The sequence below is a fragment of the Corynebacterium sp. MSK218 genome (genome assembly GCF_030232655.1).
Taxonomy (GTDB): domain Bacteria; phylum Actinomycetota; class Actinomycetes; order Mycobacteriales; family Mycobacteriaceae; genus Corynebacterium.
On record NZ_JASPGN010000002.1, the window covers coordinates 104,921 to 131,174 of the forward strand.

The window sequence follows — 26,254 nt, forward strand, 5'->3', positions numbered from 1 at the left end:
ACAAGGGGGGGACCGTGCTCCTACAAAGCACAGGAGACGCAGCCTTCGACCTCGGTTCCTTGGAGCGCGGATTGGCGTAAACGGATGTAGTAGAGGGTCTTGATTCCGGCTTTCCAGGCATAGATCTGTGCCTTGTTGATGTCCCGCGTGGTGGTATCAGCGGTGAAGAACAAGGTCAGGGAAAGCCCTTGGTCCACGTGTTGGGTGGCCATGGCGTAGGTGTCGATGATTTTTTCGTATCCCACGGCGTAGGAGTCATCGAAATACTCCAGGTTGTCGTTGGTCATTTCCGGTGCGGGGTAGTACACGCGCCCCAAGCGGCCTTCCTTGCGTATTTCAATCTTGGAGGCAATCGGGTGGATGGACGCGGTGGAGTCATTGATGTAGGAAATTGATCCAGTGGGTGGAACTGCCTGCAAGTAGGCGTTGTAGATGCCGTCTTGCATCACTTGATTCTTGAGCCGTAGCCAATCCTCGCGTTGGGGGATCTGTACGCCTGCTTCGTGGAAGAGCTGTTTTACGTGGTCAGTGGCTGGCGCCCAGTCTTGGTCGATGTATTTGTCAAAGTAGGCGCCAGTGGCATAGGTGGATTCTTCGAAGCCTGTGAATCGTTGACCTTTTTCAACCGCGAGTGCATGGGATGCGCGGAGCGCATGGTAGGTCACCGTGAGGAAATAAATATTTGTAAAGTCCAGTGCCTCGGCGCAGCCATAAGGGATACGCTGTGAAGCAAGGAAGCCGTGGAGATTCATTTGGCCCAGACCAATGGCATGCATGGAAGCATTTCCGTGAGCGATGGAAGGAACAGCTTCGATGTTCGTCAGGTCTGAAACCTTCGTGAGGGCACGCACTGCGGTTTCGACGGTCTCCCCAAAGTCCGGTGATTCAAAAGCCTTCGCAATGTTGAGCGAACCTAGATTGCAGGAAATATCCTGGCCAACGGTGGTGTAGTCACCCGAAGCTCCGTAGGTCGATGGCGTGTTGACCTGGAGGATTTCACTACACAGGTTGGACATATTGATATGTCCTTTGAGGGGATTAGCGCGGTTGACCGTATCCTCAAAGAGGATGTAGGGGTATCCGGATTCAAACTGAAGCTCAGCCAGCGTGGTGAAAAACTCGCGGGCCTTAATGGTCGTGTGAGAAATTCGCGGATTGGCAACCAACTCGTCGTAGTACTCGGTGATGGACATGTCAGACATGGCTACGCCGTACTCGCGAGTGATGTCATACGGGCTAAAAAGATGCATATCTTTGTTCTCTTTGGCCAGCCGGAAGGTTATATCTGGAATAACAACCCCCAGCGAAAGAGTCTTGATGCGGACTTTCTCATCGGCATTTTCCCGCTTGGTATCCAGGAAGCGAAGAATATCTGGATGGTGCGCATGCAGGTAGACGGCTCCAGCGCCCTGCCGGGCGCCCAATTGGTTGGCATAGCTGAAGCTATCTTCGAGAATCTTCATGACTGGGACTACGCCGGAAGCCTGGTTCTCTATCTTTTTGATCGGGGCTCCGGATTCGCGCAGATTGCTCAGCAACAAGGCCACTCCACCACCGCGCTTTGATAGTTGCAGTGCAGAGTTCACGCTGCGGCCAATGCTCTCCAAATTGTCTTCGATTCGCAGGAGGAAGCAGGAGACCATTTCGCCGCGCTGGGCTTTACCTGCGTTGAGAAAAGTAGGGGTGGCGGGCTGGAATCGTCCGGTCATGATGTCATCCACCAGCTTTTCTGCGAGCTCTTCGTCGCCCTGTGCAAGGTATAAAGCTGTGGTGGCGACGCGTTCTTCGTAGCCTTCTAGGAATCGGGAGCCATCAAAGGTTTTCAGTGCATAAGAAGTGAAGAACTTAAATGCGCCGAGGAAGGTGCGGAACTGGTGCTTAGCTCGATGAGCTCTGTCGTACATGGCGCACAGAAAGGCGTCATCATAAAGCTCAAGGAAATCCCGCTCGTAGTACTCGTTATCAACCAACCATTCCAAGCGTTGCTTGGTGGAATCGAACTGATGCATGCGGGGAGCGACATGGTGCGTGACATAGTCTTGTGCTGCCTGAATGTCCTTGTCAAACTGGATTTTTCCAGAAGCGTCGAACAAGTTCAGCTGCGCGTTGAGTGCGTGGTAGCTCTTGCGCTTGCCGACACCGCCGGCATTGTCTGCTGAAGCGGTGCGGGGCGTAGCGCCATTAGTCTGTGTGGGGGTGGCATCGAGAGGCCACATTGTGTTTTCCAATCTGTGTGATGCGGATGTGTTCTTCATCTTGTGGGGGATTAATGGGGTGTCATCGTTAGCTGCTTTTGCTGCTCCCAAAACTTTTGAAGGCCTTGCTTTACGGCGGCAATGTCTCTCTGGGTGCCGAGAAGCTCGAAGTGATACAGCTCCGGTACGTGGCACTTGGCGGAAATGATGCGTCCGGCGACGCAGTAAGCACTTCCGAAGTTGGTATTCCCTGAGGTAATAACGCCCCGGATAAAGGAGCGGTTGATTGGGTCATTGAGGAAGTCGATGACCTGTTTGGGGACTGCGCGTTTGAGCGAGCCGCCGCCGTAGGTGGGAACGATGAGTACGTACGGGTGTGATACCTGGATCATCCCGGTTTTCTTGGGGCGCAGTGGAATGCGCACCGCGGGTCTATCTAAGCGTTCGACGAATCTTTTCGTGTTTTCTGAAACGCTGGAAAAGTACACCAAATCTGGTGAGTCTGACATGGCAATCCTGCTCATCCTGGCCTTAGCCATAAGTGGGATAGGTGATATTCGAAAAGACTAACTACGCAATGCCGTAGTTGCAACTACGGACTAACGTAGTTTTGAAAAGGGCAGGTGAGAGCAGGATTAATGCAAAGGGGAAGGTCTAAAGGTTGTTGTGTGCTACAAACACTGCGTCGGTAGCTGGGCGTCCAAGTACTACCCACTGAGTGCTGCCGGCCACCTGTATTTCGAGAGAATCTGAAAAGGGCGCTCCCTCGCGCGTGCTAAGAACAGCCCCAGTGACAATGCCGCGCTCTTCAAGGAACTTCAGCAGTTGTGGGTCGGAATCAGAAATGCGTTCCACGGTCACCTGCGATTGTGCACCGCTGTCGGTGAGGCGATGCGCACTGGGGATTGTGATCTGTCCGTCAACCGTAGGGATAGGATCGCCGTGTGGATCCCTAGTGGGGTAATCAAGGAACTTATCCACACGTTCTATGAGCATGTCGGACACCGCGTGTTCGAGATTTTCGGCTTCATTATGGACTTCGTCCCACGTGTAGTCCAATGCTTGAACCAAAAAAGACTCAAGCAATCGGTGGCGGCGCACCATGACCAATGCGTACTGCCTGCCAAGTTCGGTTAACTCCACAGAGCCATAGGGCGTGTGTGACACGAGTCCTTGCTTCGACATTTTGCGCACTGCATCGGAAACCGAGGAGAGCTTGAGTCCCAGCTGTGCCGCAATAAGTGTGGCGGTAACGGGCTCGGATGACCATTCCTTTAGCCCCCAGATAGCTTTCAAATAGTTCTGGGTACTGGTGGACAGCTCGGAAACAGACATGAGTAAATGTTAACCCAGCTTCCGTATGCGCCTTTGGCGCTGCGCCCCAACGCTCATAGCGAACAGAGGCCAAGTTTGAGAGGAATGCCGGTAAGGTGGGGCCAGTTAAAGCATTCTTCACTTGAAGGAGAACCACTAATGTCTGAGAAGATTTCAATGAACTCGTCGTCTACGGGTATGAATCTGAGCGATAGCGTGTATGAGCGCCTGTTGCGCGAGCGCATTATCTTCCTGGGAACCCAGGTCGATGATGAGATTGCGAACAAGCTCTGCGCCCAGATCCTCCTGCTGTCTGCCGAGGACCCCACTCGCGACATTTCGCTTTACATCAACTCTCCGGGTGGCTCTGTCACCGCGGGCATGGCCATTTACGACACGATGAAGTACTCGCCGTGCGATATTGCCACGTACGGCATGGGCCTGGCTGCCTCCATGGGCCAGTTCCTGCTCTCCGGCGGCACCAAGGGCAAGCGCTACGCTCTGCCGCACGCGCGCATCATGATGCACCAGCCTTCCGCTGGTGTCGGTGGTACCGCTGCAGACATCGCCATCCAGGCCGAGCAGTTCGCGCAGACCAAGCGTGAGATGGCTGAGCTCATTGCTGAGCACACCGGCCAGACCTTCGAGCAAATCACCAAGGATTCGGACCGCGACCGCTGGTTCACCGCCCAGCAGGCCAAGGAATACGGCATCGTCGACCAAGTCATCGAGTCCGTCAACGGTCCTATCACCAACTAGGGAACAAGGAGCCTCATTACTATGTCTAACCTTCAGATGCCTTCTTCCCGCTACGTTCTGCCGGAGTTCATTGAGCAGAACGCACAGGGATCCAAGACCACTAACCCGTATTCCAAGCTGTTCGAGGAGCGCATCATCTTCCTGGGCACTCAGGTCGATGACACCTCCGCCAACGACATCATGGCGCAGCTGCTGGTCCTGGAATCTCAGGATCCGGACCGCGATATTACGATGTACATCAACTCCCCGGGCGGTTCCTTTACCGCGCTGATGGCCATATACGACACCATGCGCTACGTCCGCCCGGATGTACAGACCGTGTGCCTGGGCCAGGCTGCTTCTGCTGCCGCCGTGCTGCTGGCCGCCGGTGCTCCGGGCAAGCGTGCCGCTCTGCCGAACTCCCGCGTGCTGATTCACCAGCCGCGTACGCAGGGCACCCAGGGCCAAGTCTCTGATCTTGAGATTGAGGCCAACGAGATTGAGCGTATGCGCCGCCTCATGGAAGAGACCCTGGCCGAGCACACCGGCCGCACCGCTGAGCAGATTCGCATCGACACGGACCGTGACAAGATTCTCACCGCTCAGGAGGCAGTGGAGTACGGTCTCATCGATACCGTCTTTGATTACCGCAAGCTCAACGCCTAGGTAAGCTGCGTGTAGGCACGATGCCCCGCCTCCGGATGTGTTCCGGGGCGGGGCTTGCTTCATCGTAAAGCGGCTTAGCCCTCATAAAGCGGCAGGATGACAATGCGGCCATAGCGCTTGTCGACGTCCCAGGAGAGGTTTCGCACGGAGTCGCGCGAGGTGACGTCGACAAGCACGGCATCTGCGTCGAGATCGGTCGCGGCCTGGTCTTGAAGGTCGAACCTGGCGTTGCTCCTGAACGGTTGGGGTGGATGCGTCCGAGCTTCAGCCTAGGCGGCTAGCGCCGGTGGTGTGGAGGGCATTGCTGACGTCGATGTCGGTGAAGAGGCGGACAGTAGAAGTAAACGAGCAAGCAGCTCTGTCAATGTTCATTAAAGACTGTTTTAAATTCAATGGCGCGCCACTCAGTTGGGAATGACGCTCATATCCGAGTGGTTTACTAGAGTGGAACGAAGACCGCGGGGGCTGCGGTAGAATCGCCCCACTAACACCCTCAGAGAAAAGAGTTGAAAGGCGTTCATGGCACGTATGCAAGAAAGCGCTGACCTGCTCAAGTGCTCCTTCTGTGGAAAGAGCCAAAAGCAGGTAAAGAAGCTTATCGCCGGCGGCGGCGTCTACATTTGTGACGAATGCATCGAGCTCTGCAACGAGATCATTGAGGAGGAGCTCGGCGCAGCTCAGGCCGAGGCGGATGAAGAGAAGGAGATGCGCCTGCCGCGTCCCTCGGAGATTTCGGCCTTCCTGGACAAATACGTCATCGGTCAAGACCAAGCCAAGCGCGTGCTGTCGGTGGCAGTGTACAACCACTACAAGCGTATCAAGGCAGAAGAAGCCGCGGGCTTGGAGAGCCGCCGCAAGAAGGCGCAGGAAGAGGAAGTGGAGATTGCCAAGTCCAATATCCTCATGTTGGGCCCCACTGGCTCCGGTAAGACCTACCTGGCGCAGACCCTAGCCCGGCTTCTCGACGTCCCCTTCGCCATCGCCGATGCCACCAGTCTTACCGAGGCCGGCTACGTGGGCGAGGATGTGGAGAATATCTTGCTTAAGCTTCTCCAGGCAGCCGATTTCGATGTTGAACGCGCGCAGCACGGCATCATCTACGTTGATGAGGTAGACAAGATTTCCCGCAAGTCGGAGAACCCGTCAATCACTCGTGACGTCTCCGGTGAAGGTGTGCAGCAGGCGCTGCTCAAGATTCTTGAAGGTACCGTCGCCGCCATCCCACCGCAGGGCGGGCGCAAGCATCCGAACCAGGAGTTCATCCAGCTGGATACCTCCAACATCTTGTTCATTGTTGCTGGCGCCTTTGCTGGTTTGGACAAGGTGATTTCGGAGCGCGTGGGCAAGAAGGGCGTTGGTTTCGGCGCCAAGCTGGAAACCAAGGATGAAAAAGAGTCCGTGGACTTCTTCTCCCAGGTACGCCCCGAGGATTTGGTGAAGTTCGGTCTTATTCCGGAATTCATTGGCCGTCTTCCGGTTGTAGCCACGGTGGATAACTTGGACCGTGAGTCCCTAGTCAAGGTCCTCGTGGAGCCGAAGAATTCCTTGGTCAAGCAGTATCAGCGCCTGTTCAGCATGGACGGCGCGGAGCTGCACTTCGAGGATGAAGCGCTGGATGCCATCGCCGAGCTGGCACTGGAGCGCAAGACTGGTGCTCGTGGCCTGCGCGCCATCATGGAGGAGCTGCTCGTGCCGGTGATGTATGACCTGCCGGACCGTGAGGACATTGCCAGCGTCCACATCACCGAAGCCTGCGTGAAGGGCGAAGGTGAGCCGGAGTTCGTCTATTCAGACGAAGCGAAGGAATCCGCGTAGTCGGTTCCATCTATCGCAGGGCGGGCTACCGCAACGGCGTGAGGCCGTTGCAGGAGCAAAGGAACCAGATGAGTGGGACCTTTTAGCAGTGGCGCGTGATCATGAGCTGGGCTTTTATTGAGTCCAGCGCGCAGATGGTTCCTGTACTTTGGTCCCTTTGCTCGCGCGGTGCCGGGGGATAAGGGAGTTCGCGCGGAGTCGGAAAGGAGACCCAGGCGAATACTGTGCGGGTAGGGCGGGGAATCGAGGGGCGGCGATGGCGCCGTAAGGAGGGCGGGCTACTCGTAGAGGTTCGTGGACGTCTCGCCCTCGTCCTCGGTGGAGTAGACGTCCAAGGGTGCTGATTCGGCCTCAAGTTCGGTCTCATTCTGGGAGAGGTAGGACTCGAAACCGATATCGGGGATATTCGCCGTAAGGAAGGCCAGCACGGCATCGACGGCCATGCGGTGTAGACCCTCCGTGTTGTTGTGGGTATGCATGTCGATGTCGAGCAGATTGCTCATCATCGCGTGATTCGTCACGCGGTACATCGTCAGCGCCGAAATCAGCGTGAAAATGTCATTGGCGGAAATGCCCGGGCGGAAAGCACCGGAATCTTGGCCCAGCATGAGGAGTCTGTCGAGGTGGAGGGAGATCTGGGAGACGTCGATAATCGCCTGCGAGGACTCCAGCACACTGTGGGAGGATTCCATCGTCATCATCTTGATGGCCTCCGGGTGCTCCACGTGTTGGCGGAACATCCAGTCAACGAGGGTGCGCACGCCTTCCACAGGCACGGCCGAGTCAACGGCGAGGCTGCCCTCCGGCGGGTTCAGGCGCTTGGCGGCGGTGGCCAAGGCCTGCTGGTACAGACCTTTCTTGTCCCCGAAGTGGTAGTGAATCATGCGCTTGGACATGCCAGAAAGCTTCGACACAGTGTCGAGCTTGGTCTCGGCATAGCCATGGTCAGAGAACTCCGCGATCGCAACATCGATCACGTGCTCAACAGAGCCGGCGTTGACCGATGTGGTCTCAGTGTTCATGAATGTTCCGTCCTTGTACGCGTTGAAATGGTGGCTGGTTGTTTCCGCTTCTTACTACTATGCCGAAAAACTGTAGAGACGGAGTTCAAGTACACCAATCTTGGGTATTTCGGGGGTGAAATTGCACCCCATGGGGGAAAGAAACGGGACTAGGCTGGGAAGGCGAGTACCGAGTCGAAAGGATGTCACACATGACCGTATCTCAACCCGTCAAGATCACTGTGACCGGCGCTGCCGGCAACATCGCCTACTCGCTGCTGTGGCGCATCGCTGCCGGTGATGTCTATGGCAAGGACACCCCAGTGGAGCTGGCCCTGCTGGAGATTCCGCAGGCCATTGGCGCCGCTGAAGGCGTGGCCATGGAGCTCAATGACTCCGCTTTCCCGCTTCTGCGCGGCATCACCGTCACCGATGACCCGAACGTGGCCTTCAAGGACACCAAGGCAGCGTTCCTTGTGGGTTCCCGTCCGCGCACGAAAGGCATGGAGCGTGCCGATCTGCTCGAGGCCAACGGTGCTATTTTCACCGTGCAGGGCAAGGCGCTTAATGACGTCGCCGCACGCGACGTCCGTGTTCTCGTCGTGGGCAACCCGGCCAACACCAACGCTTACATTGCCTCCCAGAGCGCCCCGGATTTGGACCCGAGCCAGTTCACCGCGCTCATGCGGCTCGACCACAACCGCACTCTGAGCCAGGTTTCCCTGAAGACAGGAGTGCCCACTGGTGAGTTGACCAAGGTAGCCGTGTGGGGCAACCACTCCGCCTCCCAGTTCCCAGACCTGACCTTCTCTAACGCCGAAGTGGATGAGGATTGGTACAAGGAAGAAATGATTCCTAAGGTGGCCAAGCGCGGCGCGGAAATCATCGCTGTGCGCGGTAAGTCCTCGGCAGCCTCGGCGGCGTCTGCCGCCGTGGACCACATGCACGATTGGATCCATGGCACCGAGGATTGGCGCACCGCCGCCATTGTCTCGGATGGCTCCTACGGAGTGGACGAGGGTCTCGTCGCCGGTTTCCCCACCATCTCCCGCGACGGCAAGTGGGAAATCGTTCAGGGCCTCGAGCTCAATGATTTCCAGAAGGAGCGCATCGAGGCCTCCGTACAGGAGCTGCGTGAGGAGCGCGAGGCTGTTGCCCACCTGCTGAAGGGCTAAGCCTTAAGCACCGCGTTATCGATGAGCCGCACCGGCCCCACCTGCGCTGCCACCAGCGCTAGAGCGGGCCGGTGTTGTGCGTCAACGGGTTCGAGCGTGGCGTGGTCCACCACGGTGAGGTAATCCACCGTGACGCCGGGGGAGGAGGCGAGTTGGGCCTGGGCGTCGTTGAGCGAGGCACCGGCGTCCAGCGCAAAGAGTGCCCGGGATAGGGCTACGGCCTGCTCGCGCTCGGCAGGGCTCAAGCGAGCATTGCGACTGGACTCGGCCACACCATCTACTGCACGGACGATGGGCGCGCTGATGATGTCCACCGGCAGGTCGAGGTCACTCACCATGCGGCGCAGGATGGCCACCTGCTGGGCGTCTTTCTGGCCAAAGTAGGCGCGGTCGGGGCCCACGAGGTTAAAGAGCTTGGTGACCACCGTGGCCACGCCATCGAAGTGGCCGGGGCGCGAAGCACCTTCCAAGACCGAGCCCATCTCACCCGTGCGAACCCATACCCGGGGAGTGCCTCCGGGGTACATCTCCTCCACACTGGGAGCGAAGACGGCATCGACTCCGAGCGAATCCAGCAGCCCGGCATCGGCGTCAAGGTCGCGCGGGTAGGCGCGGTAATCCTCGCAGTCACCTAAGTCAGTGAACTGCAGCGGGTTCACAAAGACCGAGCAGATGACGTGGTCGTTCTCCCCGCGGGCGCGGCGCACGAGGGAACCGTGGCCGTCGTGAAGCGCGCCCATCGTGGGCACGAAACCGACAGATCCGCTAAGAGATGCGCGGAAATCCCGCAGCTCAGCTTTGGTACGAAGAATCTTCATGAATCAAACCCTAGTCCTCGAAGGATTCCTCGGCGTTGGGGAAGGAGCGTTCGCTCACATCGGCTACGTACTCCTTCGCTCCTTTCAACAGCGCGCCGCGCAGATCCGCGTAGCGGCGGACAAAGCGCGGTGCCTTGGGCCCACCTAAACCGAAGGCATCGGTCCACACCAGGATCTGTCCGTCGGTCTGCGCGCCGGCACCAATACCAATGGTGGGGATAGGCAGATCCGCGGTTACCTGCTCGGCAAGAGCAGCAGGGACCATTTCGAGAACCACGGCGAAGGCGCCGGCGTCGGCAAGCGCGCGGGCATCCTCGTGCAGCTTCTCCGCACCAGCGCCGCGGCCCTGGACCACGAAGCCGCCCAAGGCATGGACCTGCTGGGGCGTGAAACCGATGTGGGCGCAGACGGGAATTCCGGCGTCGACAAGCGCGGCAACAATCGGGGCCCGCTCGGCGCCGCCCTCCAACTTCACGGCCTGCGCGCCGGTCTCCTTCATGACGCGCACGGCAGACTCCAGCGCCTGGGCAGGACCGGCTTCATACGTGCCGAAAGGCAGGTCAACCACCACGAAGGCGCGAGAGGTGGCCGTGACCACCGCGCGGGCCAACGGAATGATTTCATCGAGGGTGAGAGACAACGTGGTCTCGCGGCCCAGCACCACATTGGCCAGGGAATCGCCCACGAGCAGGAGGTCTATGCCTGCTTCATCGAAAATCTCTGCGGTCATGCAGTCATAACTGGTCATGCAGGCAAAAGCCGAAGATTCCTGCTTGGCGCGGGCAAAATGGCGGGTTCGAAGACGGGCGCGGTGGCCAGGGGTGTGAGACATGCCCTTACTCTAGCCAGGGGTCAGGTGCCAGTTGACGCACAGGGTAGAGTTGACCAGGTGACTGATCAGAATAAAGAGCAACTCGTTGGCACCAACCGCGCGGACCAGCTTCCCAAGTCCTGGGAGCCGCAGGCAGTAGAGAAAGACCTCTACGAAGGCTGGGTAAGCGCCGGTTATTTCACCCCGGATGCTTCCTCGGAGGCGGAGCCTTATTCCATCGTGCTGCCGCCGCCGAACGTCACCGGCCAGCTGCACATGGGCCACGCCCTGGACCACACTCTGATCGACTCCATCATTCGCCGTAAGCGTATGCAGGGCTATGCCACCCTGTGGCTGCCGGGCGCTGACCACGCCGGTATCGCTACCCAGACCAAGGTGGAAGCCCGCCTGCGTGAGCAGGAAGGCAAGAAGCGCTGGGACTATGAGCGCGAAGACTTCATCAACAAAGTCTGGGAATGGAAGGAAGAGTTCGGCGGCACCATCCAGAACCAGATGCGCGCCATCGGTGACTCGGTGGACTGGTCCCGCGAGCGCTTCACGCTGGATGAGGGCCTGTCCCGCGCCGTGCAGACCATCTTTAAGACCCTCTACGACGAGGGCATGATCTACCAGGCCAACCGCCTGGTCAACTGGTCCCCAGTGCTCGAGACCGCCGTGTCCGATATTGAGGTCGTGTACAAGGACGTCGAGGGCGAGCTCGTGTCCATTCGCTATGGCTCGCTTAACGACGATGAACCGCACCTCATTGTCGCGACCACCCGTGTGGAGACGATGCTGGGTGACGTCGCCATTGCCGTCCACCCCGACGACGAGCGCTACGCCCACCTGGTGGGCCAGGAGCTGCCGCACCCCTTCCGCGATGATCTGAGCCTGAAGATCATCGCCGATGATTACGTGGACATGGAATTCGGTACCGGTGCGGTGAAGATCACCCCGGCGCACGACCCGAATGACTACGCCATGGGCCAGCGCCATGACCTGGACATGCCCACCATCATGGACACCACCGGACACATCGCCAACACCGGAACGCAGTTCGATGGGCTTACCCGCGAAGAAGCCCGCGTGGAAATCCGCGAGGCGCTGCGCGAGCAGGGCCGCATTGTCAAGGAGATCCGCCCCTATGTCCACTCCGTGGGCCACTCGGAGCGCTCTGGTGAGCCGATTGAGCCGCGCCTGAGCCTGCAGTGGTTTGTGGCCGTGGAGAAGATGGCGAAGATGTCCGGTGACGCCGTCCGCGAAGGTGATACCACTATTCACCCGAAGGCGTTGGAACCTCGCTACTTCGAGTGGGTCGATGACATGCACGATTGGTGCATCTCCCGCCAGCTGTGGTGGGGCCACCGTATCCCCATTTGGTATGGGCCCGAAAAGACCAACGAGGCCGGCGAAGTGGAACGCGACATCATCTGCCTCGGCCCCGATGAGGAAGCGCCGGAAGGCTACGAGCAGGATCCGGACGTGTTGGACACCTGGTTCTCCTCTGCGCTGTGGCCTTTCTCCACCATGGGATGGCCGGAGAAGACCGCCGACCTAGAAAAGTTCTTCCCCACGAACGTGCTGGTCACCGCTTATGACATCCTCTTCTTCTGGGTAGCCCGCATGATGATGTTCGGCACCTTTGCCGGCGCCCACACCCCGGAGCTGCTTGGTGAAGGCAAGGATGGCCGCCCACAGGTGCCGTTTAAGGACATTTACCTCCACGGTCTGGTGCGCGATGAGCAGGGCCGCAAGATGTCGAAGTCCCTTGGCAACGGCATTGACCCGATGGATTGGGTCCGCGATTATGGTGCGGATGCCTTGCGCTTTACCCTGGCCCGCGGCGCCAACCCGGGCGTGGACCTGCCGCTGGCAGTCGACGCCGCTGCCGCCGGCCGCAACTTCGCCACCAAGCTCTTCAACGCCACCAAGTTCGCGCTCATGAACGGCGCGGGTGTGGCGGAGCTTCCGGCACGCGAGGAGCTTTCCGACGCCGACCGCTGGATCCTCGACCGCGCCGAAGAAGTCCGCGTCAAGGTGGACGCCTATCTCGATGATTACCAGTTCGCAAAGGCCAACGAGTTGCTCTACCACTACGTGTGGGATGAGCTGTGTGACTGGTACTTGGAGATTGCCAAGACACAGATCCCGCGCGACTTTGATGCAGCGACCGCTGAGGAGCAGGCAACGGGACGCAGTACCCAAATCGTCCTGGGTCGCGTGCTCGACCTGGTCCTGCGCCTTCTGCATCCGACCATGCCTTTCGTCACTGAAGTCCTGTGGAAGGCACTCACCGGCGGGGAGACCATCGTCACCGCGCAGTGGCCTACCCAGGAGCACACCAACGGTGGCGCGGAGAAGGACGAGGTGGCTGCCCGCCGCATCGAGGATGCCGACAAGCTCATCACCGAGCTGCGTCGCTTCCGCTCCGACCAGGGTGTGAAGCCCTCCCAGAAGGTTCCGGGTCGCCTCGACTTCGCAGCGGCTGACCTGCAGAACCAGGAGGGCCTCATCCGCAACCTGGCCAACACCACTGAGCCGGGCGAGGACTTTACTGCATCCGCCTCCATCGAGGTGCGCCTGTCCCAGGCCACCGTGGAGGTCACCCTGGATACGTCCGGTGCCGTGGACGTGGAAGCCGAGCGCAAGCGCCTGGAGAAGGACTTGGCCAAGGCGCAGAAGGAACTGGATCAGACCGGCAAGAAGCTGGGTAATGAGGCCTTCCTGTCCAAGGCCCCGGAAGCCGTGGTGGAGAAGATCCGCACCCGCCAGCAGGTGGCCCAGGAAGAGGTTGCTCGCATTACCGCACGTCTGGAGGGACTCAAGTAGTGGCGGAGGAGAAAGGCCGCGAGGAGTATGAAATCGTTGATGCCCTCGCGGAGGGCACCGATGGCGGGCCGGTCGAAATCACCGACTCCGGCCTGACCCTCAACCTCGGCGGAGAAGAGGACTACGAGGAGGCCGCGCCCGAGCAGGCTACCCCAGAAGAACTCGCCGAGCTGGCCCAGGTCACCGCGGAGCTCAACGCGCGTGCACCGGAGACCATTATTGAGCCGAGCCTGGAGCGCATCGAGGTGCTCATGGATCTCCTGGGCCACCCGGAGCGTTCTTTCCACGTCATCCAGGTTGCCGGCACCAACGGCAAGTCCTCGACCGCGCGCATGATCGATTCGCTGCTGCGGGCCTTCCACCGCCGCGTTGGCCTAGTCACCAGCCCGCACCTGCAGCTGGTCACCGAGCGCATCGGCATCGACGGCCACCCCATCCACCCGCGCGACTTCGTGCGCATCTGGCGCGAAATCAAGCCCTACGTAGAAATGGTGGATTCCCGCTCGGAGATCCCCATGTCCACCTTTGAGGTGCTCGTGGGCATCTCATATGCGGCCTTCGCTGATGCGCCTATCGACGTCGCCGTGGTCGAGGTTGGCCTCGGCGGCACGTGGGATGCCACCAACGTGGTCAACGCCGAAGTTGCCGTGGTCATGCCCGTAGGCATGGACCACACGGACTACCTCGGTGACACCATTACGGAAATCGCCAGCGAGAAGGCCGGAATTATCAAGGCCCGTGAGCACGATGCCGACGACGTGCTCACGCCGGGGGAGAACATCGCTATCATCGCCGAACAAGACCCAGAAGCCATGCGGGTTATCCTGCAGCGCACGGTGGACGTCGGCGCTGGTGTCGCCCGCGCCGGTTCGGAGTTCGCCGCGCTGGAATCCCGTATCGCCGTGGGCGGCCAGCAGCTCACGATCCAGGGGTTGGGCGGTCTCTACGAAGACATCTTCCTGCCCCTGCACGGCGAGCACCAAGCCAAGAACGCGGCCGTGGCGTTGGCGGCGGTGGAGGCGTTCTTTGGGGCGTCGTCAGGCAACCCCATCGACATTGCCTCCGTGCGTACCGGTTTTGCCAAGGCCATTTCGCCCGGCCGCTTAGAGCGCGTGCGCACCAGCCCCACAACCTTCTTAGATGCCTGCCACAACCCGCATGGCGCTAAGGCCCTGGCCGCAGCGCTCGACCGTGACTTCGACTTCGCGCGCCTTATCGGCGTGGTGTCCATCTTCACCGACAAGGACGCCACCGGCATCCTTACGGCCTTAGAATCCGTGCTCACGGAAGTCGTCATCACTCAGAACACCTCCCCGCGTGCCCGCGATGCCTATGAGCTGGCCGAACTAGCCCGCGATATCTTCGGTGAGGAACGCGTCTTTGTTGAACCCGACCTGCCCGGCGCCTATGCTCAGGCCGTTGAGCTGGCAGAAGACGCCGACGTCCAGTCCGGCTCCGGCATCATCATTACCGGCTCGGTCGTCACTGCAGGCGATGCCCGCGCCCTCTTTGGAAAGGAGCCCGCATGAGTTCCCGCAAGCCCATCCCCGAGGACGAAATTGGCCCGCTAGGCCTCGGCCAAGCCCCCACTAAGGACCCGCTCAAGCAGTTCGGCGGCATGGTCGTAGCCAGCTCCCTCACCCTGGAGCTGCTTACTCTCGTCCTGGCACTGCCCATGCTTTACAAGCTTTACGATGGCACCCTGTGGACCCCGTTCAACTACGGCGTAGTCATCGGGTTTATGGTCCTCCTGCTGGCCTCCTTTCCATTCATGAATAAGCCGTGGATTGTGGGCGTACAGATTGTCCTCCACATCATCGGCATTGTGCTGGGCTTTATGATCCACTGGTCTGTCGCGACTATCTTCATCATTTTTGCCCTGCTCTGGGCCTTGGCGGCGTATATGCGCTCGGTTATCGTGGCCCGCATGGAACGCGGCTACCTCACCACGCAACACCTCAACGAGAAGTAGGCGCGCGTGTACATTCGGCCGGAGTTGCGCGCAGGTGCGGCAGTCATGTCGCTCTTCGATCCAACTAACCCACTCATCCGCCGTGCGGGCCGTATCGTCCCGGCGCTGTGGCCCGCGCCCTACATTCACGGCGTGCGCACCCGGCGCGTGAAGAACCGGGACATCCACGCCACCATTTATGCGCCGGAGAATCCCCGCGCCGCAGTGCTCTGGATTCACGGCGGCGGCCTGCTCATGGGCCATCCCCGCCAGGACGTCAAGCACCTCAAGGAAACCGCCGCCGAGGTGGGCGTGACGATCGTGGCTCCCCACTACCGCTTTGCCCCGGAACACCCGTACCCGGCAGCGCTTGACGACGTCCACTCGGCCCACCACTGGCTTCTTACCCACGCCGAAGAGTTGGGGGTGAGGCCTGAACACATCGTCATCGGTGGCCAAAGCGCTGGTGGCGGGCTGGCTGCGGCCCTGTGCCAGCGGCTTCATGACGAAGGCGGAATTCAACCGGCAGGGCAGTGGCTGTTTTGCCCGATGCTCGATGACCGCGCGGCCTCCGAGGAACGCAACGTCATCTGGGACGCGGACTCCAATGCACGAGCTTGGCGCTATTACGTTCGCGAGAACCCAGACGCGCCGTATGCTGTACCCGGCCGGCGTGTTGACCTTGCAGGTTTGCCCCCAGCCTGGCTCTACGCTGGCGGCAGCGAACTCTTCTACGCCGAAATCCTCAACTACGCTCAGCGACTAGAGCTGGCTGGTGTGCCCACGCAGTGCGAGGTCGTCGAAGGCGGCGTCCACGCTTTCGAGCTGTGGGCCCCGCATACTGCTGCGGCAAAGCGCCTGCTTATGAGCTCACGCATGTGGCTGACATCCACGCTCGACGCGCTAGACTAGCGACCATGCGCTACCTTCTCTTCGGCCTCTCCGCACTGCTCTGCCTTGCCGCCCTCCTAGCCAAGCTATTTGACGGCGGCTATGCGCTGCCGCTTGCGCTGCTTGTTCCTGCGTTCATCTTCCTCGTGGTGGGCATGCTCAAGAGCCACAACGAGCAGCGTCCCGTGGAATTTGAGGATCTCGAAAAGTGGCAGAAAGAAGAGCTGCAGGGCCTTCTTGGAAATGGTCAGTACGGTACTGCTGTGCGCCAAGTGCAGATGTGGTTTCGGGGGACCAGCCATGAGCGTGCCGAGGAAATCGTGCAACGTCTCACTTAATGCCCCTCCGCGCGGACGCGGCCACGGCTTACCTGTACTATGTGCCCTATGACTGAACGTACACTCATTCTCATCAAGCCGGATGGCGTCAAGAACGGCCACGTGGGCGAGATCATCTCCCGCATTGAGCGCAAGGGCCTTAAGCTCGTTGCTATGGATCTGCGCGTAGCCGACGAGGAGACCGCCAAGAAGCACTACGCCGAGCACGAGGACAAGCCTTTCTTCGGCGAGCTCGTTGACTTCATTACCTCCGCACCGCTGGTTGCTGGCATCGTCGAGGGCGAGTCCGCTATCGCCGCATGGCGCCAGCTTGCCGGTGGCACCCACCCAGTAGAGAAGGCCACCCCGGGCACCATCCGCGGTGACTTCGCCCTGACCGTCGGCGAGAACGTTGTCCACGGTTCCGACTCCCCGGAGTCCGCTGAGCGCGAGATCTCCATCTGGTTCCCGAACCTCTAAAGAAGTTCACCGCGCCTAGCGCGCATTAAAGCCCGAGCATTTGAACTGCTCGGGCTTTTGTCATTTCTGCTACTGAACCCCGACCTGCGTGCTCGAGCGCAGAACAGGTCAGGGGCCAGTTAGTCGAACGACAGCAGCGTGCGTAAGGCCGCAAAAGCGTCTTTGTGTACCTGGTGGGTGACGGTGCGGCCGCATTGCTGCTTGGATAGCAGACCGGCCTCCCGCAGACGTGCCAAGTGGTGGGAGACCGTGGGCTGGCTCAGCGCAGTGAGCTCGGTGAGCTCCGTGACGCTCATTGGCCCACAGCCTTCCTCGCACAAAATGGATAGCAGACGAAGGCGGGCTGGGTCTGCGAGGACTTTGAATTGCTGCGAAAAATGCATCGCCTCGGCGTCGCTGAGTGGGCCCATGCTTAAGGAGCAGCACTCAGTGCTGGGCGCACTGGTCTCGGGCGTGGAAGAGGAAGCCATGTGATCAGTATAGGAGCTTTCTTCGCCCCCTATGTTATATTGACGTCTATCAATATATGCTGTACAGTGCGCGTTCGTATCGTGCTCTGTTCAATGTCGAAGGAGGGAGAGACGTGGCCGTGTCGCAGCGCCCGAAGTTGTCTTTTCTTGACCGATTTTTACCCGTGTGGATTATTCTGGCGATGGCCGCCGGACTGCTCATTGGCCACTTCATTCCCGGAATTGGCCAAGCCCTAGGGGCCGTTGAAGTCGGCGGGATTTCCATCCCGATCGCCATTGGCCTCCTCGTCATGATGTATCCGCCCTTGGTCAAGGTCCGCTACGAGAAGACCAAGGAAATTGCCACGGATGGCCGCCTCATGGCGGTATCGCTCGTCCTCAACTGGCTGGTGGGGCCGGCGTTTATGTTTACCCTGGCGTGGCTGTTCTTGGCGGACCAGCCGGAGCTGCGTACCGGCCTCATCATTGTGGGCCTTGCGCGCTGTATTGCCATGGTGCTTGTGTGGTCGGACCTCTCGTGCGCTGACCGCGAGGCAACGGCAGTCCTTGTCGCCCTCAACTCCATCTTCCAGGTCGCTATGTTTGGTGTTCTGGGCTGGTTCTACCTTCGCACCCTCCCGGGGTGGCTGGGCCTAGACACGACGAGCGCCGACTTTTCCTTCTGGGCCATTGTTAAGTCCGTGCTTGTCTTCTTGGGCATCCCGCTCCTGTTGGGTGTGCTGTCTCGCGTCTGGGGCGAAAAGGTAAAAGGACGGGAATGGTTTGAGAACCGCTTCCTCCCAGCCGTATCACCGCTGGCCATGATTGGTCTGCTGTACACAATTGTGTTGCTCTTTTCCCTGCAGGGCGAGCATATTGTGGAGCAACCAGCAGCGGTAGTGCGCGTGGCCGTGCCGCTGATCATCTACTTCGTGGGCATGTTTGTGCTGTCGCTGGGCGTGGCCAAGGCGGTTGGTATGAACTATGCGCAGTCTGCCAGCGTGGCGTTTACTGCAGCAGGAAATAACTTTGAACTTGCCATTGCAGTATCCATAGGCACCTTCGGAGCGGTGTCTGCTCAAGCCCTTGCCGGAACGATTGGTCCCCTTGTTGAGATTCCAGTCCTCGTTGGTCTGGTCTATTTCATGCTGTGGATTGGTCCGAAACTCTTCCCGGGAGATGCCACTCTTCCGCGCTAGCGCGTGCGTGCGGCGTCGATGCTGCGCACGCCAGCTTCGGTCAGAGTGATGTTAAAGGTCCGCTCACCACTCCACTGGATGAGACCAGGTAGCTTCACCACGCCGGCCGCTTCTAGTTCGCGGAGTTCTTCTTCGAGCCCCTCCTCATAACCGAGCAGCCGGCTCAACGCCGGGATAGAAATTGTGTTACCGGTAACGGCGCCCGCCGCCACCAGCCCACTGAGGACTTCTGGGTGTTCCTCCACCGCGGCGATGCTCTGCTCAGTGACACCGTCGAGGCTGTCTTTTTCCGTGATGGCCTTGATGCGGCGCTTGCCCACACGGAAAGCAGTGGTGCCGAAGGCACGGCCACCGATGATGAATGCCGGGATAGCAAATGCAGTGTGGCCCGCGGCAACCAGGATGGGATTGAGTGAGATATCGCCGATAATCCCGGTGGATTTAATCCCTTCGGTAATAAGCGGGGAGAATATGGCCAACACGGGCAGCAGATAAGCAAGGGTAGGGTAATCGCCTGCTCGGAACTCTTCCTGGGCGGCTTGCACGAATTTTGGTTTGCTGCGGATGATGCGGATGGCACCGTAGATGATGGCGATCCACAGCACCGCATAGACGGGTACCGCGTAGGGGTAGGGAAAGTCAACAGCGCGAAGGCCGGACGCGATGCCCGCCGGTACGGCAACGGTGATGATATCCCGCATCGCGATTTCGTTGCGTTCGCGTGCTTGAGCCACAGTGCGCGGCGCTGATTCAGGGTGTGCTGGGACCTTAGGCGTGTTTGTGCGCTCAAGCTCGGACATAGCGGCGATACTAACATGTGGCCTAAGCTGAAAGCTGTGCCAAAATAAATGGCACAGAGAACCACAACTGAATACGGAATTACAGAGAATTTTTTAAAGTCTCACCACCGTGTGGCGGCAACCTGCGCCCGGGGTGAGCAGACAGCAGGAGATAAGCCACTTATGGCATCCAAGAAAAAAGAAGAAGCACGTACTGAATCGCCGTTGGCAGCGGCGGTAGCTGGGATTGACCGCGAGGCGCTGGCACCCAAAACGCGTATTTATGCCTTGGCCAAGCAGATTGGGGTGGCCTCTAAAGATATGGTGGCTCAGTTCGCAGAGTTGGGGATGAAGAAGTCCGCGCAGGCTTCTGTAACACCGGAGGAGATTGGCCAGCTCATCGACGCCCTCGCGCCCGCAGTCGACGCCGACGCCGAGGCAGAAGCCGCAGAGACTACCGACGCTGCCCCGGCAGACGACAAGCCAGCGAAGACGGCGAAAAAGACGGCAAAGAAGAAGTCAGCGAAGCGCGCCACCAAGCGCACCGCGAAGGCCGATAAGAAGGCGAAGGCAGCCCAAGCGGATAAGCCTGAAAAGGCTGAAGAGGCTGAACCCGAGGATGCAGAACAGCTCGAGCAGCCGGAGCAGCTGAGCGAAGAGGAAGAGAAGCTGCGCGATCGCGTACGCAAGAACGTCGACAACGAGATCTCTCAAATCGTGGACAAGGTCGATGCGGAGATGCTGCAGGAAGCCCTCGCTGAGTCCGGAGATGATGAGGGCGAGGATGACCTCACCCCGCTCATCACGCCGATGCCGGAGGAAGACCCAGAAGTCTACGACTTCGCACCGGTTTTCATGGCACCGCGGGCAACCCCGAAACCGCAGCGACAGCAGCCAGAGCAGCATGACGCAGATGACGTTGACGAGGATGTAGCACCATCGCGTGACTCGCGTGGTCGCCGTCGCGGCAGCCGCGGAACCTCCCGCGGACGTGGGGCACAGGGACGCAGTGCCGATAGCCACGGCACAGAGCTGATTACTGAGCCGAAGGCGATTAAGGGCTCGACCCGCATCGAGGCGCAGCGTCGTCGCCGCGCCGAGCTGCGCGAGAAAGGCCGCGAACGCCAGCACATCGTGTCCCAAGCAGAATTCTTGGCACGCCGCGAGTCAGTCGAGCGCACCATGGTAGTGCGCGATAAGCAGCGCACCGACGGAGCCGGCATTATTACTCAGGTCGGTGTGCTCGAGGATGATCTTCTTGTCGAGCACTTCGTGACGACTGAAGCGCACCCCTCCCAAATCGGCAACATCTACCTGGGCCGTGTGCAAAACGTCCTGCCCTCCATGGAGGCCGCCTTCGTCGACATCGGACAGGGCCGCAACGGTGTGCTGTATGCGGGGGACGTCGACTGGCGCGCGCTCGGCATTGGTGGGCGCGGCCGCAAGATTGAAAATGCCCTCAAGTCGGGTGATCAGATTCTGGTCCAGGTGGCTAAAGACCCGATTGGCCACAAGGGCGCGCGCTTGACGACGCAAATTTCGCTCGCCGGCCGCTTCCTGGTCTATGTTCCGGGCGGGCGTAGCGCGGGTATTTCTCGCAAGCTGCCAGCACCGGAGCGCAAGCGTCTCAAGGGGATCCTCGAGCGCGTCATCCCCGGCGATGGTGGCGCCATCATCCGCACTGCCGCGGAGAACGTGCCGGAAGAGGACATCGCGACCGACGTCAACCGCCTGCACTCGATGTGGGAGGACATTAGTGCCCGTGCCGCGCACGAGAAGGCCACGAAGGGCGCTAAGCCGGTAACGATGTATGAGGAGCCGGATCTGCTCATCAAGGTGGTGCGTGACCTCTTTAATGAAGACTTCAGCACTTTGGTGGTTGATGGCCAGCGTTCCTACAACACGGTGAGCGCCTACGTGGATTCTATGGCGCATGACCTGGCGGACCGCGTCGTTCGCTATGACGCCAGCGAGCACGATGGCGAGGATGCCTTCAGCACCTACCGCATTGACGAACAGCTCCACAAGGCTCTTAGCCGCAAGGTATGGCTGCCGTCAGGCGGCACGCTCATCATTGAGCGCACCGAGGCCATGACCGTCATCGACGTCAACACCGGCAAGTTCACAGGCTCCGGCGGCAACCTTGAGGAAACCGTGACCCGCAACAACCTTGAGGCAGCCGAAGAAATCGTGCGCCAGATGCGCCTGCGCGATATGGGCGGCATGATCGTTGTTGACTTCATCGACATGGTGCTGCCGGAAAACCAGGACCTCGTCTTGCGCCGCCTCAAGGAAGCACTGGGCCGCGACCGCACCCGCCATCAAGTCTCCGAGGTAACCTCACTGGGCTTGGTGCAGATGACCCGTAAACGCGTGGGAACTGGTCTCATTGAGACCTTCTCCACTGAGTGCGAGGCCTGCAACGGTCGCGGAATCATCATTCACGAGTACCCGGTGGATGAGGAGCCGGAGGAGGAGAGCTCCAAGCCGCAGCGTCGCGGACGCAACCAGCGCCGCGCGCCGCAGCGCGATCCGAAGCAGCACCCGGCGGTGGTGCGTATGCACCGCCACGACGATGAGGAAGCTGCAGAGGATAAGGACTCCTCGCTTGAGGATCTCGTAGCCAACGTTGTGGTCGTCGACTCAGACGACGAGCCCCACGATGAGTCCGGCACGAACGAGGTTGAAGCTGGCACCCCGGATAGCGCGTCCATTGGCTATGCCGTGGCGGAGAGCATGTCACCGAAGAAATCGAAGCGCTCCCGTAAGCCGCGCCGCGCAACGCGCACCTCACGGACGTTTGAAGTCCACGAGGATGCGCAGTTGGCGCACAACGACGAGCAGGAAGAAGAGAAGGCCGCGCAACCGGCGCCGAGCCAGACGTACGAAGAGGCCGTCGAGGAATTCGAGAAGTCGCCGCGCCGCAAGCGTCGTACCCGCGGCAATTCACGGTCCGATGTGCACCCGAAGCGCGAGGACTTCGAACAGACACCGCAACAGTCACAGCCGCAGGAAGAGACACGGCCAGAGACAAAGGCTGACTCGACTACTTCTTCTGAGCGCACCTCAACCCGCAGCTCCCGTGGTCGTGGCCGTCGCCGAGCTGTGCGCCGCTCGATGCAGTCCCAGCAGCCGAGCGTCGTGGAGAAGGAACCGGAGAAGGAACAGCAGTCGGGGAAGGGCACGGTGATCAAGGGGGCGTCGGCAAGCCGCAAGGCCGGCCGTGGTAGGCGCCGCGTTACCCGCCGCAGGTCGCGCTAGAAAAGGCGTTTTGCCTTTTCGGCACCTGACGGGGTAGTCTTTGACAGTCGCTGTTTAGACCATGAATGCGCTGGATGGGACGAACGCGGTTTTCGCGCGTCTCTCGCGGCTTATGATCTGAACGCAATTGTCCAATGTCCATTCGCCAGAGGCGTCACCCAGCCGCTGGCGAGCCGAGTTTAGATAAGGGGTAGCCCTCTATGTACGCGATCGTCAAGACCGGCGGAAAGCAGTACAAGGTTGCTGAAGGTGACCTCGTCAAGGTCGAGAAGATCGAGGGTGAGCCGGGTTCTTCCGTTGCTCTCACCCCGGTTCTGCTCGTCGATGGCGCAACCGTCAAGTCGAAGGCTGCAGACCTGGAGAAGGTCTCCGTCTCCGCTGAAATTGTCGAGCAGGGCAAGGGCCCGAAGATCGACATCCTCAAGTACAAGAACAAGACTGGTTACAAGCGTCGCCTCGGTCACCGTCAGCCGGTGACCACGCTGAAGATTACCGGTATCAAGTAAGCCTTAACCGGCTCTAATTCATCCCTGAAGGAGGGAAAACCACATGGCACACAAGAAGGGTGCTTCCAGCTCCAGCAACGGTCGCGATTCCGAGTCCAAGCGCCTCGGCGTCAAGCGCTTCGGTGGTCAGCAGGTTAAGGCCGGCGAGATCATCGTGCGTCAGCGCGGCACCAAGTTCCACCCGGGTGAGAACGTTGGCCGCGGCGGCGACGATACCCTGTTCGCTCTTGCTGCCGGCTCCGTCGAGTTCGGCACCAAGCGCGGCCGCCGCATGGTCAACATCGTGCCGGCCGAAGAGGTAGCCGCAGAGGCCACTGCTTAATATCTCCGCACCTTTAGCGCTTTAGGCTAGGTCCTTCCTCTCATTAGCGAGAGGGAGGGCTTTTGCGTTTGAGCAGTACCGTTTCACTTAACTTGAGGAGCTTATTAGTAATTCGGTTTGGGGCAGGGCCGACCTATATATGATAAAAGTGCTATGACATGAGAACAGTGCACGGTTTGCTTGAACTGTGCTCGAGAAGTATCATTTTGTTGACATGCTCCCCAAGGGTGCAGTGAGTGTGCCCTTTTTATCCCCTTTGATGGGAGAACGGAATACTTATGAATAAGGTCTCTACCCGCCTTGCTGCGGTTATCGCAGCCGGTACCATCTCTATCGCCGGTGCGGGTTTTGCAGCTCCGGCCCTTGCCCAGTCCGAAACCCCCTCTCCAGCAGCACCGGCCTCCCCAAGTGAAAGTGCTGCATCGCCGGCTGCGTCTGAGTCTGGCGTCGAAGTCCCTCCGGGACCTGCCACTCCCAAGGATGCATCCCTAATCAACCCTGACCAGGCGGTTAAACTGACCATCACCAAGTACCTTGGTGATCCGGGTGATACCAGCACCCCGCTGGCAGATACCGAATTCAAGGTTGAGCGCGTCAATGTGGATTTGACTAAGCAGGAAGGCTGGAAACAGCTCTCCGGTTTCACCGCAGAAAATGCTCCGATCGATAGCAGCTTTACCGCTGTGACCAAGAAGACTGATGCTAGCGGTGTTGTCACCTTTGACACGGATACTGACAACCTAAAGGTCGGCGCCTACAAGATCACTGAGATCAATCGCGGTGGTTACACTACCGCCCCGCCTTTCCTCATCACGCTGCCACACGATGAAGACGGACAGTGGAGCTACGAGCAGACTGTTCAGCCGAAGAACCAGAACCTAGTTCCCTCCAAGCAGGTTAAGGATGCTGATGCGACTATCGGTAAGCAGCTGACCTACACCGTCAATGCGCCGGTACCCGCAGATGCTCTGACCCGCTTCATCATCCAAGACCCGCTCAACGCTGCCTTGTCCGTCAAAACGGAAAATGTCAAGGTCTCGCTCGCTGGTGCCACCAATGGCGAAACCTTGGCAGCAGGCGATTACAGCATTACGTTGGATGCGGCTACCAACACTCTGCAGGTGGAGTTCTCCAAGGAGGGCTTGGCCAAGCTGCAGGAAGCCCGTAAGGGTGCGCCGGGCCTGAAGGTTCTTGTTGAGTTCCCAGCTACCATCACTAAGGCGCCAGAAGGCGGTGAAATCACCAACACCGCGAAGATCCTTCTTCCCAACGGTGCTGAGGTAGATACCAACGGTGATGATCCGGCTACCCCGGACGTAGAGGATAATCCGACCAAGACCACGTTCGGTACCTTGACCATCACCAAGACTTCTGGAAATGCCAAGGAAGGCGATTCCCTCGATGGTGCTGAATTCGAGCTCTATCAGTGCAAGAAGGAGGGCGAGAACTGGCAGCTGCTCGGCTCCCCACTGAACATGGCTACCACCGCTGAAGGAACTCCAGCAACCACGATTGTGACCTCCGGTTCCACGGGCACCGCTCCAAGCCTCAAGTCTGAGGCAAAGGGCTATACCATTCCGGTGCAGTCCTTTGCTGCGGCCACTGGCGTGACTACCAAGGACTACTGCGTACTGGAGACCAAGGCACCGAAGAACTTCGTCCGCAACGAGGTACCGCAGCATGTCACTGTGGACCTGGCTGCTAAGACTTTGGCTGTCGAGGTAGATAACCAGCGCAACTCCGTACTGGGCCAGCTGCCGGCTACCGGTGCCTGGGGAATTATCTTGGTGTTCCTTGTTGGTCTCGCACTGCTGGCTCGCGGTATTTACACCTCCTACAAGGATTCCCGCACTGCTTAATTAAGGGTTTCCGGGAAGGCGGGGCACTGCATGACCCAACGCAGAAGGCGACGTCGTAATCCGCGCTCCATCGTTTATCTCATCCTGGCTCTGCTGGTGTTCTTGTCTCCGGTCGTCGTGACCTACTACAAGAACATTGAGCAGCACCAGATAGCAGAGGAATACTCGCGTTCAGTGTCGCGTTTGTCTGAGGATGAGCGCGCCGCTGAATTTGCACGAGCCGCGGAATACAACGCCCAACTGCCGGAGGTTGGTGCCCCGGACCCGTGGATCAACGGTGTCGATGTCAATTCTGCCGCTTATAGGGAGTACCTAGAAATCCTGCACGCGGCAGGCCCCATGGCTCGCGTTCGTGTCCCCAGTGTGGGCATTGATTTGCCGGTGTACCACGGGACGTCGACAAGCGTGCTTGCCCATGGCGTAGGCCACCTGTACGGTACTGCACTTCCAGTGGGAGGTGAGGGAACCCATTCGGTGCTCACGGGGCATACGGGACTCGCCACTCTTACGATGTTCGACAACCTAACCCACATCAAAAAGGGTGAAGTTTTCACCGTGGAAGTCATGGGTGAGGTCTTGGCCTACAAGGTCACAAAGATTGAAACCGTTCTCCCAGAAGAAGTAGAGCACCTCAAGATAGAAGAAGGACGAGATCTTCTCACTCTCGTCACCTGCACGCCCTATGGCATCAATTCCCACCGCCTGTTGGTTCATGGTGAGCGCACAGACGTGCCCGCCAATTATGACCAGGGGTTTAAGCCCCCGTGGCAGTCATGGATGACCATTGCCATTGCTGTTGTTGTTTTTATCATTGCTTACCTGCTGTGGCTCTTTGCCCGACGACGCAAGAATCGCGAGCAGGATTAAGAAATTTATAG

The 26,254-nt window shown here is 59.4% G+C and carries 24 protein-coding genes; 16 read left to right on the forward strand and 8 right to left on the reverse strand.

What is annotated here, in order from left to right; all coding sequences use genetic code 11:
- Window positions 1-20: 20 nt before the first annotated feature.
- The 3 genes from nrdE to QP922_RS02165 all read right to left on the reverse strand — a co-directional run bounded on the left by nrdE (window position 21) and on the right by QP922_RS02165 (window position 3,530).
- Window positions 21-2,216, reverse strand: a complete 2,196-nt coding sequence (gene nrdE / locus QP922_RS02155) for a class 1b ribonucleoside-diphosphate reductase subunit alpha (protein ID WP_284807632.1) — start codon at window positions 2,214-2,216, stop codon at window positions 21-23.
- Window positions 2,217-2,266: 50 nt separating this feature from the next.
- Window positions 2,267-2,734 carry a class Ib ribonucleoside-diphosphate reductase assembly flavoprotein NrdI gene (gene nrdI, locus QP922_RS02160; protein WP_039676421.1) on the reverse strand — a complete coding sequence of 156 codons (468 nt, stop codon included), beginning with the start codon at window positions 2,732-2,734 and terminating at the stop codon, window positions 2,267-2,269.
- A 115-nt stretch (window positions 2,735-2,849) separates the two neighbouring features.
- Entirely contained in the window at window positions 2,850-3,530 is a 681-nt protein-coding gene (locus QP922_RS02165; protein WP_284807634.1) for a metal-dependent transcriptional regulator, read from the reverse strand.
- A gap of 138 nt (window positions 3,531-3,668) precedes the next feature.
- Here QP922_RS02165 and QP922_RS02170 point away from each other — a divergent pair, with 138 nt between their 5' ends.
- From QP922_RS02170 to clpX, 3 genes are all read left to right on the forward strand, one after another.
- A complete protein-coding gene (locus tag QP922_RS02170; protein ID WP_284807636.1) occupies window positions 3,669-4,268 on the forward strand; it encodes an ATP-dependent Clp protease proteolytic subunit in 600 nt (199 codons plus the stop codon).
- A 21-nt stretch (window positions 4,269-4,289) separates the two neighbouring features.
- Window positions 4,290-4,913 carry an ATP-dependent Clp protease proteolytic subunit gene (locus tag QP922_RS02175; RefSeq protein WP_039676418.1) on the forward strand — a complete coding sequence of 208 codons (624 nt, stop codon included), beginning with the start codon at window positions 4,290-4,292 and terminating at the stop codon, window positions 4,911-4,913.
- A 519-nt stretch (window positions 4,914-5,432) separates the two neighbouring features.
- On the forward strand, window positions 5,433-6,728 hold the full coding sequence (gene clpX, locus QP922_RS02180; protein WP_284807638.1) for an ATP-dependent Clp protease ATP-binding subunit ClpX: 1,296 nt from the start codon (window positions 5,433-5,435) through the stop codon (window positions 6,726-6,728).
- 278 nt (window positions 6,729-7,006) lie between these two features.
- Here the strand turns inward: clpX and QP922_RS02185 are convergent, their stop codons facing one another.
- Window positions 7,007-7,750, reverse strand: coding sequence for a TetR/AcrR family transcriptional regulator (locus tag QP922_RS02185; RefSeq protein ID WP_284807641.1), 744 nt, complete (start codon window positions 7,748-7,750; stop codon window positions 7,007-7,009).
- A 191-nt stretch (window positions 7,751-7,941) separates the two neighbouring features.
- On the opposite strand from QP922_RS02185, the gene QP922_RS02190 reads away from it, so the two are divergent.
- Entirely contained in the window at window positions 7,942-8,904 is a 963-nt protein-coding gene (locus QP922_RS02190) for a malate dehydrogenase (protein ID WP_284807642.1), read from the forward strand.
- Here the strand turns inward: QP922_RS02190 and panC are convergent.
- On the reverse strand, window positions 8,901-9,722 hold the full coding sequence (gene panC, locus QP922_RS02195; protein WP_284807644.1) for a pantoate--beta-alanine ligase: 822 nt from the start codon (window positions 9,720-9,722) through the stop codon (window positions 8,901-8,903). The two genes, QP922_RS02190 and panC, sit on opposite strands and share 4 nt — an antisense overlap.
- 10 nt (window positions 9,723-9,732) lie before the next feature.
- Window positions 9,733-10,554, reverse strand: coding sequence for a 3-methyl-2-oxobutanoate hydroxymethyltransferase (gene panB, locus QP922_RS02200; protein WP_284807646.1), 822 nt, complete (start codon window positions 10,552-10,554; stop codon window positions 9,733-9,735).
- Between the two features lie 57 nt (window positions 10,555-10,611).
- On the opposite strand from panB, the gene QP922_RS02205 reads away from it, so the two are divergent.
- From QP922_RS02205 to ndk, 6 genes are read left to right on the forward strand one after another with little or no spacing between them, the layout of a single operon-like run.
- Window positions 10,612-13,362, forward strand: coding sequence for a valine--tRNA ligase (locus tag QP922_RS02205; RefSeq protein ID WP_284807648.1), 2,751 nt, complete (start codon window positions 10,612-10,614; stop codon window positions 13,360-13,362).
- Window positions 13,362-14,891, forward strand: coding sequence for a bifunctional tetrahydrofolate synthase/dihydrofolate synthase (gene folC, locus QP922_RS02210; protein WP_502869580.1), 1,530 nt, complete (start codon window positions 13,362-13,364; stop codon window positions 14,889-14,891). Before QP922_RS02205 ends, folC begins: the two co-directional genes overlap by 1 nt.
- On the forward strand, window positions 14,888-15,334 hold the full coding sequence (locus QP922_RS02215; RefSeq protein ID WP_070669512.1) for a DUF4233 domain-containing protein: 447 nt from the start codon (window positions 14,888-14,890) through the stop codon (window positions 15,332-15,334). Before folC ends, QP922_RS02215 begins: the two co-directional genes overlap by 4 nt.
- Window positions 15,335-15,379: 45 nt before the next feature.
- Window positions 15,380-16,225 carry an alpha/beta hydrolase gene (locus tag QP922_RS02220; protein ID WP_284807651.1) on the forward strand — a complete coding sequence of 282 codons (846 nt, stop codon included), beginning with the start codon at window positions 15,380-15,382 and terminating at the stop codon, window positions 16,223-16,225.
- A 5-nt stretch (window positions 16,226-16,230) separates the two neighbouring features.
- Entirely contained in the window at window positions 16,231-16,542 is a 312-nt protein-coding gene (locus QP922_RS02225; RefSeq protein WP_204099652.1) for a hypothetical protein, read from the forward strand.
- 48 nt (window positions 16,543-16,590) lie between these two features.
- The gene (ndk, locus tag QP922_RS02230; RefSeq protein ID WP_039676402.1) at window positions 16,591-17,001 is read left to right on the forward strand and encodes a nucleoside-diphosphate kinase; all 411 of its coding nucleotides are present in this window, start codon (window positions 16,591-16,593) and stop codon (window positions 16,999-17,001) included.
- A 119-nt stretch (window positions 17,002-17,120) separates the two neighbouring features.
- Here the strand turns inward: ndk and QP922_RS02235 are convergent, their stop codons facing one another.
- Entirely contained in the window at window positions 17,121-17,471 is a 351-nt protein-coding gene (locus tag QP922_RS02235; RefSeq protein WP_284807654.1) for an ArsR/SmtB family transcription factor, read from the reverse strand.
- 113 nt (window positions 17,472-17,584) lie between these two features.
- Between QP922_RS02235 and arsB the strand changes: the two genes are divergently transcribed.
- Window positions 17,585-18,649, forward strand: coding sequence for an ACR3 family arsenite efflux transporter (gene arsB / locus QP922_RS02240; RefSeq protein WP_284807656.1), 1,065 nt, complete (start codon window positions 17,585-17,587; stop codon window positions 18,647-18,649).
- On the opposite strand, the gene QP922_RS02245 is transcribed toward arsB, so the two are convergent.
- On the reverse strand, window positions 18,646-19,449 hold the full coding sequence (locus QP922_RS02245) for a hypothetical protein (RefSeq protein ID WP_284807658.1): 804 nt from the start codon (window positions 19,447-19,449) through the stop codon (window positions 18,646-18,648). The two genes, arsB and QP922_RS02245, sit on opposite strands and share 4 nt — an antisense overlap.
- A gap of 162 nt (window positions 19,450-19,611) precedes the next feature.
- Between QP922_RS02245 and QP922_RS02250 the strand changes: the two genes are divergently transcribed.
- The 5 genes from QP922_RS02250 to QP922_RS02270 all read left to right on the forward strand — a co-directional run bounded on the left by QP922_RS02250 (window position 19,612) and on the right by QP922_RS02270 (window position 26,243).
- On the forward strand, window positions 19,612-22,689 hold the full coding sequence (locus QP922_RS02250; RefSeq protein ID WP_284807659.1) for a translation initiation factor IF-2 N-terminal domain-containing protein: 3,078 nt from the start codon (window positions 19,612-19,614) through the stop codon (window positions 22,687-22,689).
- Window positions 22,690-22,889: 200 nt separating this feature from the next.
- A complete protein-coding gene (gene rplU, locus QP922_RS02255; RefSeq protein WP_010190885.1) occupies window positions 22,890-23,195 on the forward strand; it encodes a 50S ribosomal protein L21 in 306 nt (101 codons plus the stop codon).
- A gap of 43 nt (window positions 23,196-23,238) precedes the next feature.
- The gene (gene rpmA / locus QP922_RS02260) at window positions 23,239-23,517 is read left to right on the forward strand and encodes a 50S ribosomal protein L27 (RefSeq protein WP_042531960.1); all 279 of its coding nucleotides are present in this window, start codon (window positions 23,239-23,241) and stop codon (window positions 23,515-23,517) included.
- A 278-nt stretch (window positions 23,518-23,795) separates the two neighbouring features.
- Window positions 23,796-25,376: a SpaH/EbpB family LPXTG-anchored major pilin gene (locus tag QP922_RS02265; protein WP_284807660.1), complete on the forward strand. Its 1,581-nt coding sequence runs from the start codon at window positions 23,796-23,798 to the stop codon at window positions 25,374-25,376.
- Between the two features lie 30 nt (window positions 25,377-25,406).
- Complete coding sequence (locus QP922_RS02270) at window positions 25,407-26,243, forward strand: class C sortase (RefSeq protein ID WP_284807661.1); 837 nt, start codon at window positions 25,407-25,409, stop codon at window positions 26,241-26,243.
- Window positions 26,244-26,254 lie beyond the last annotated feature (11 nt).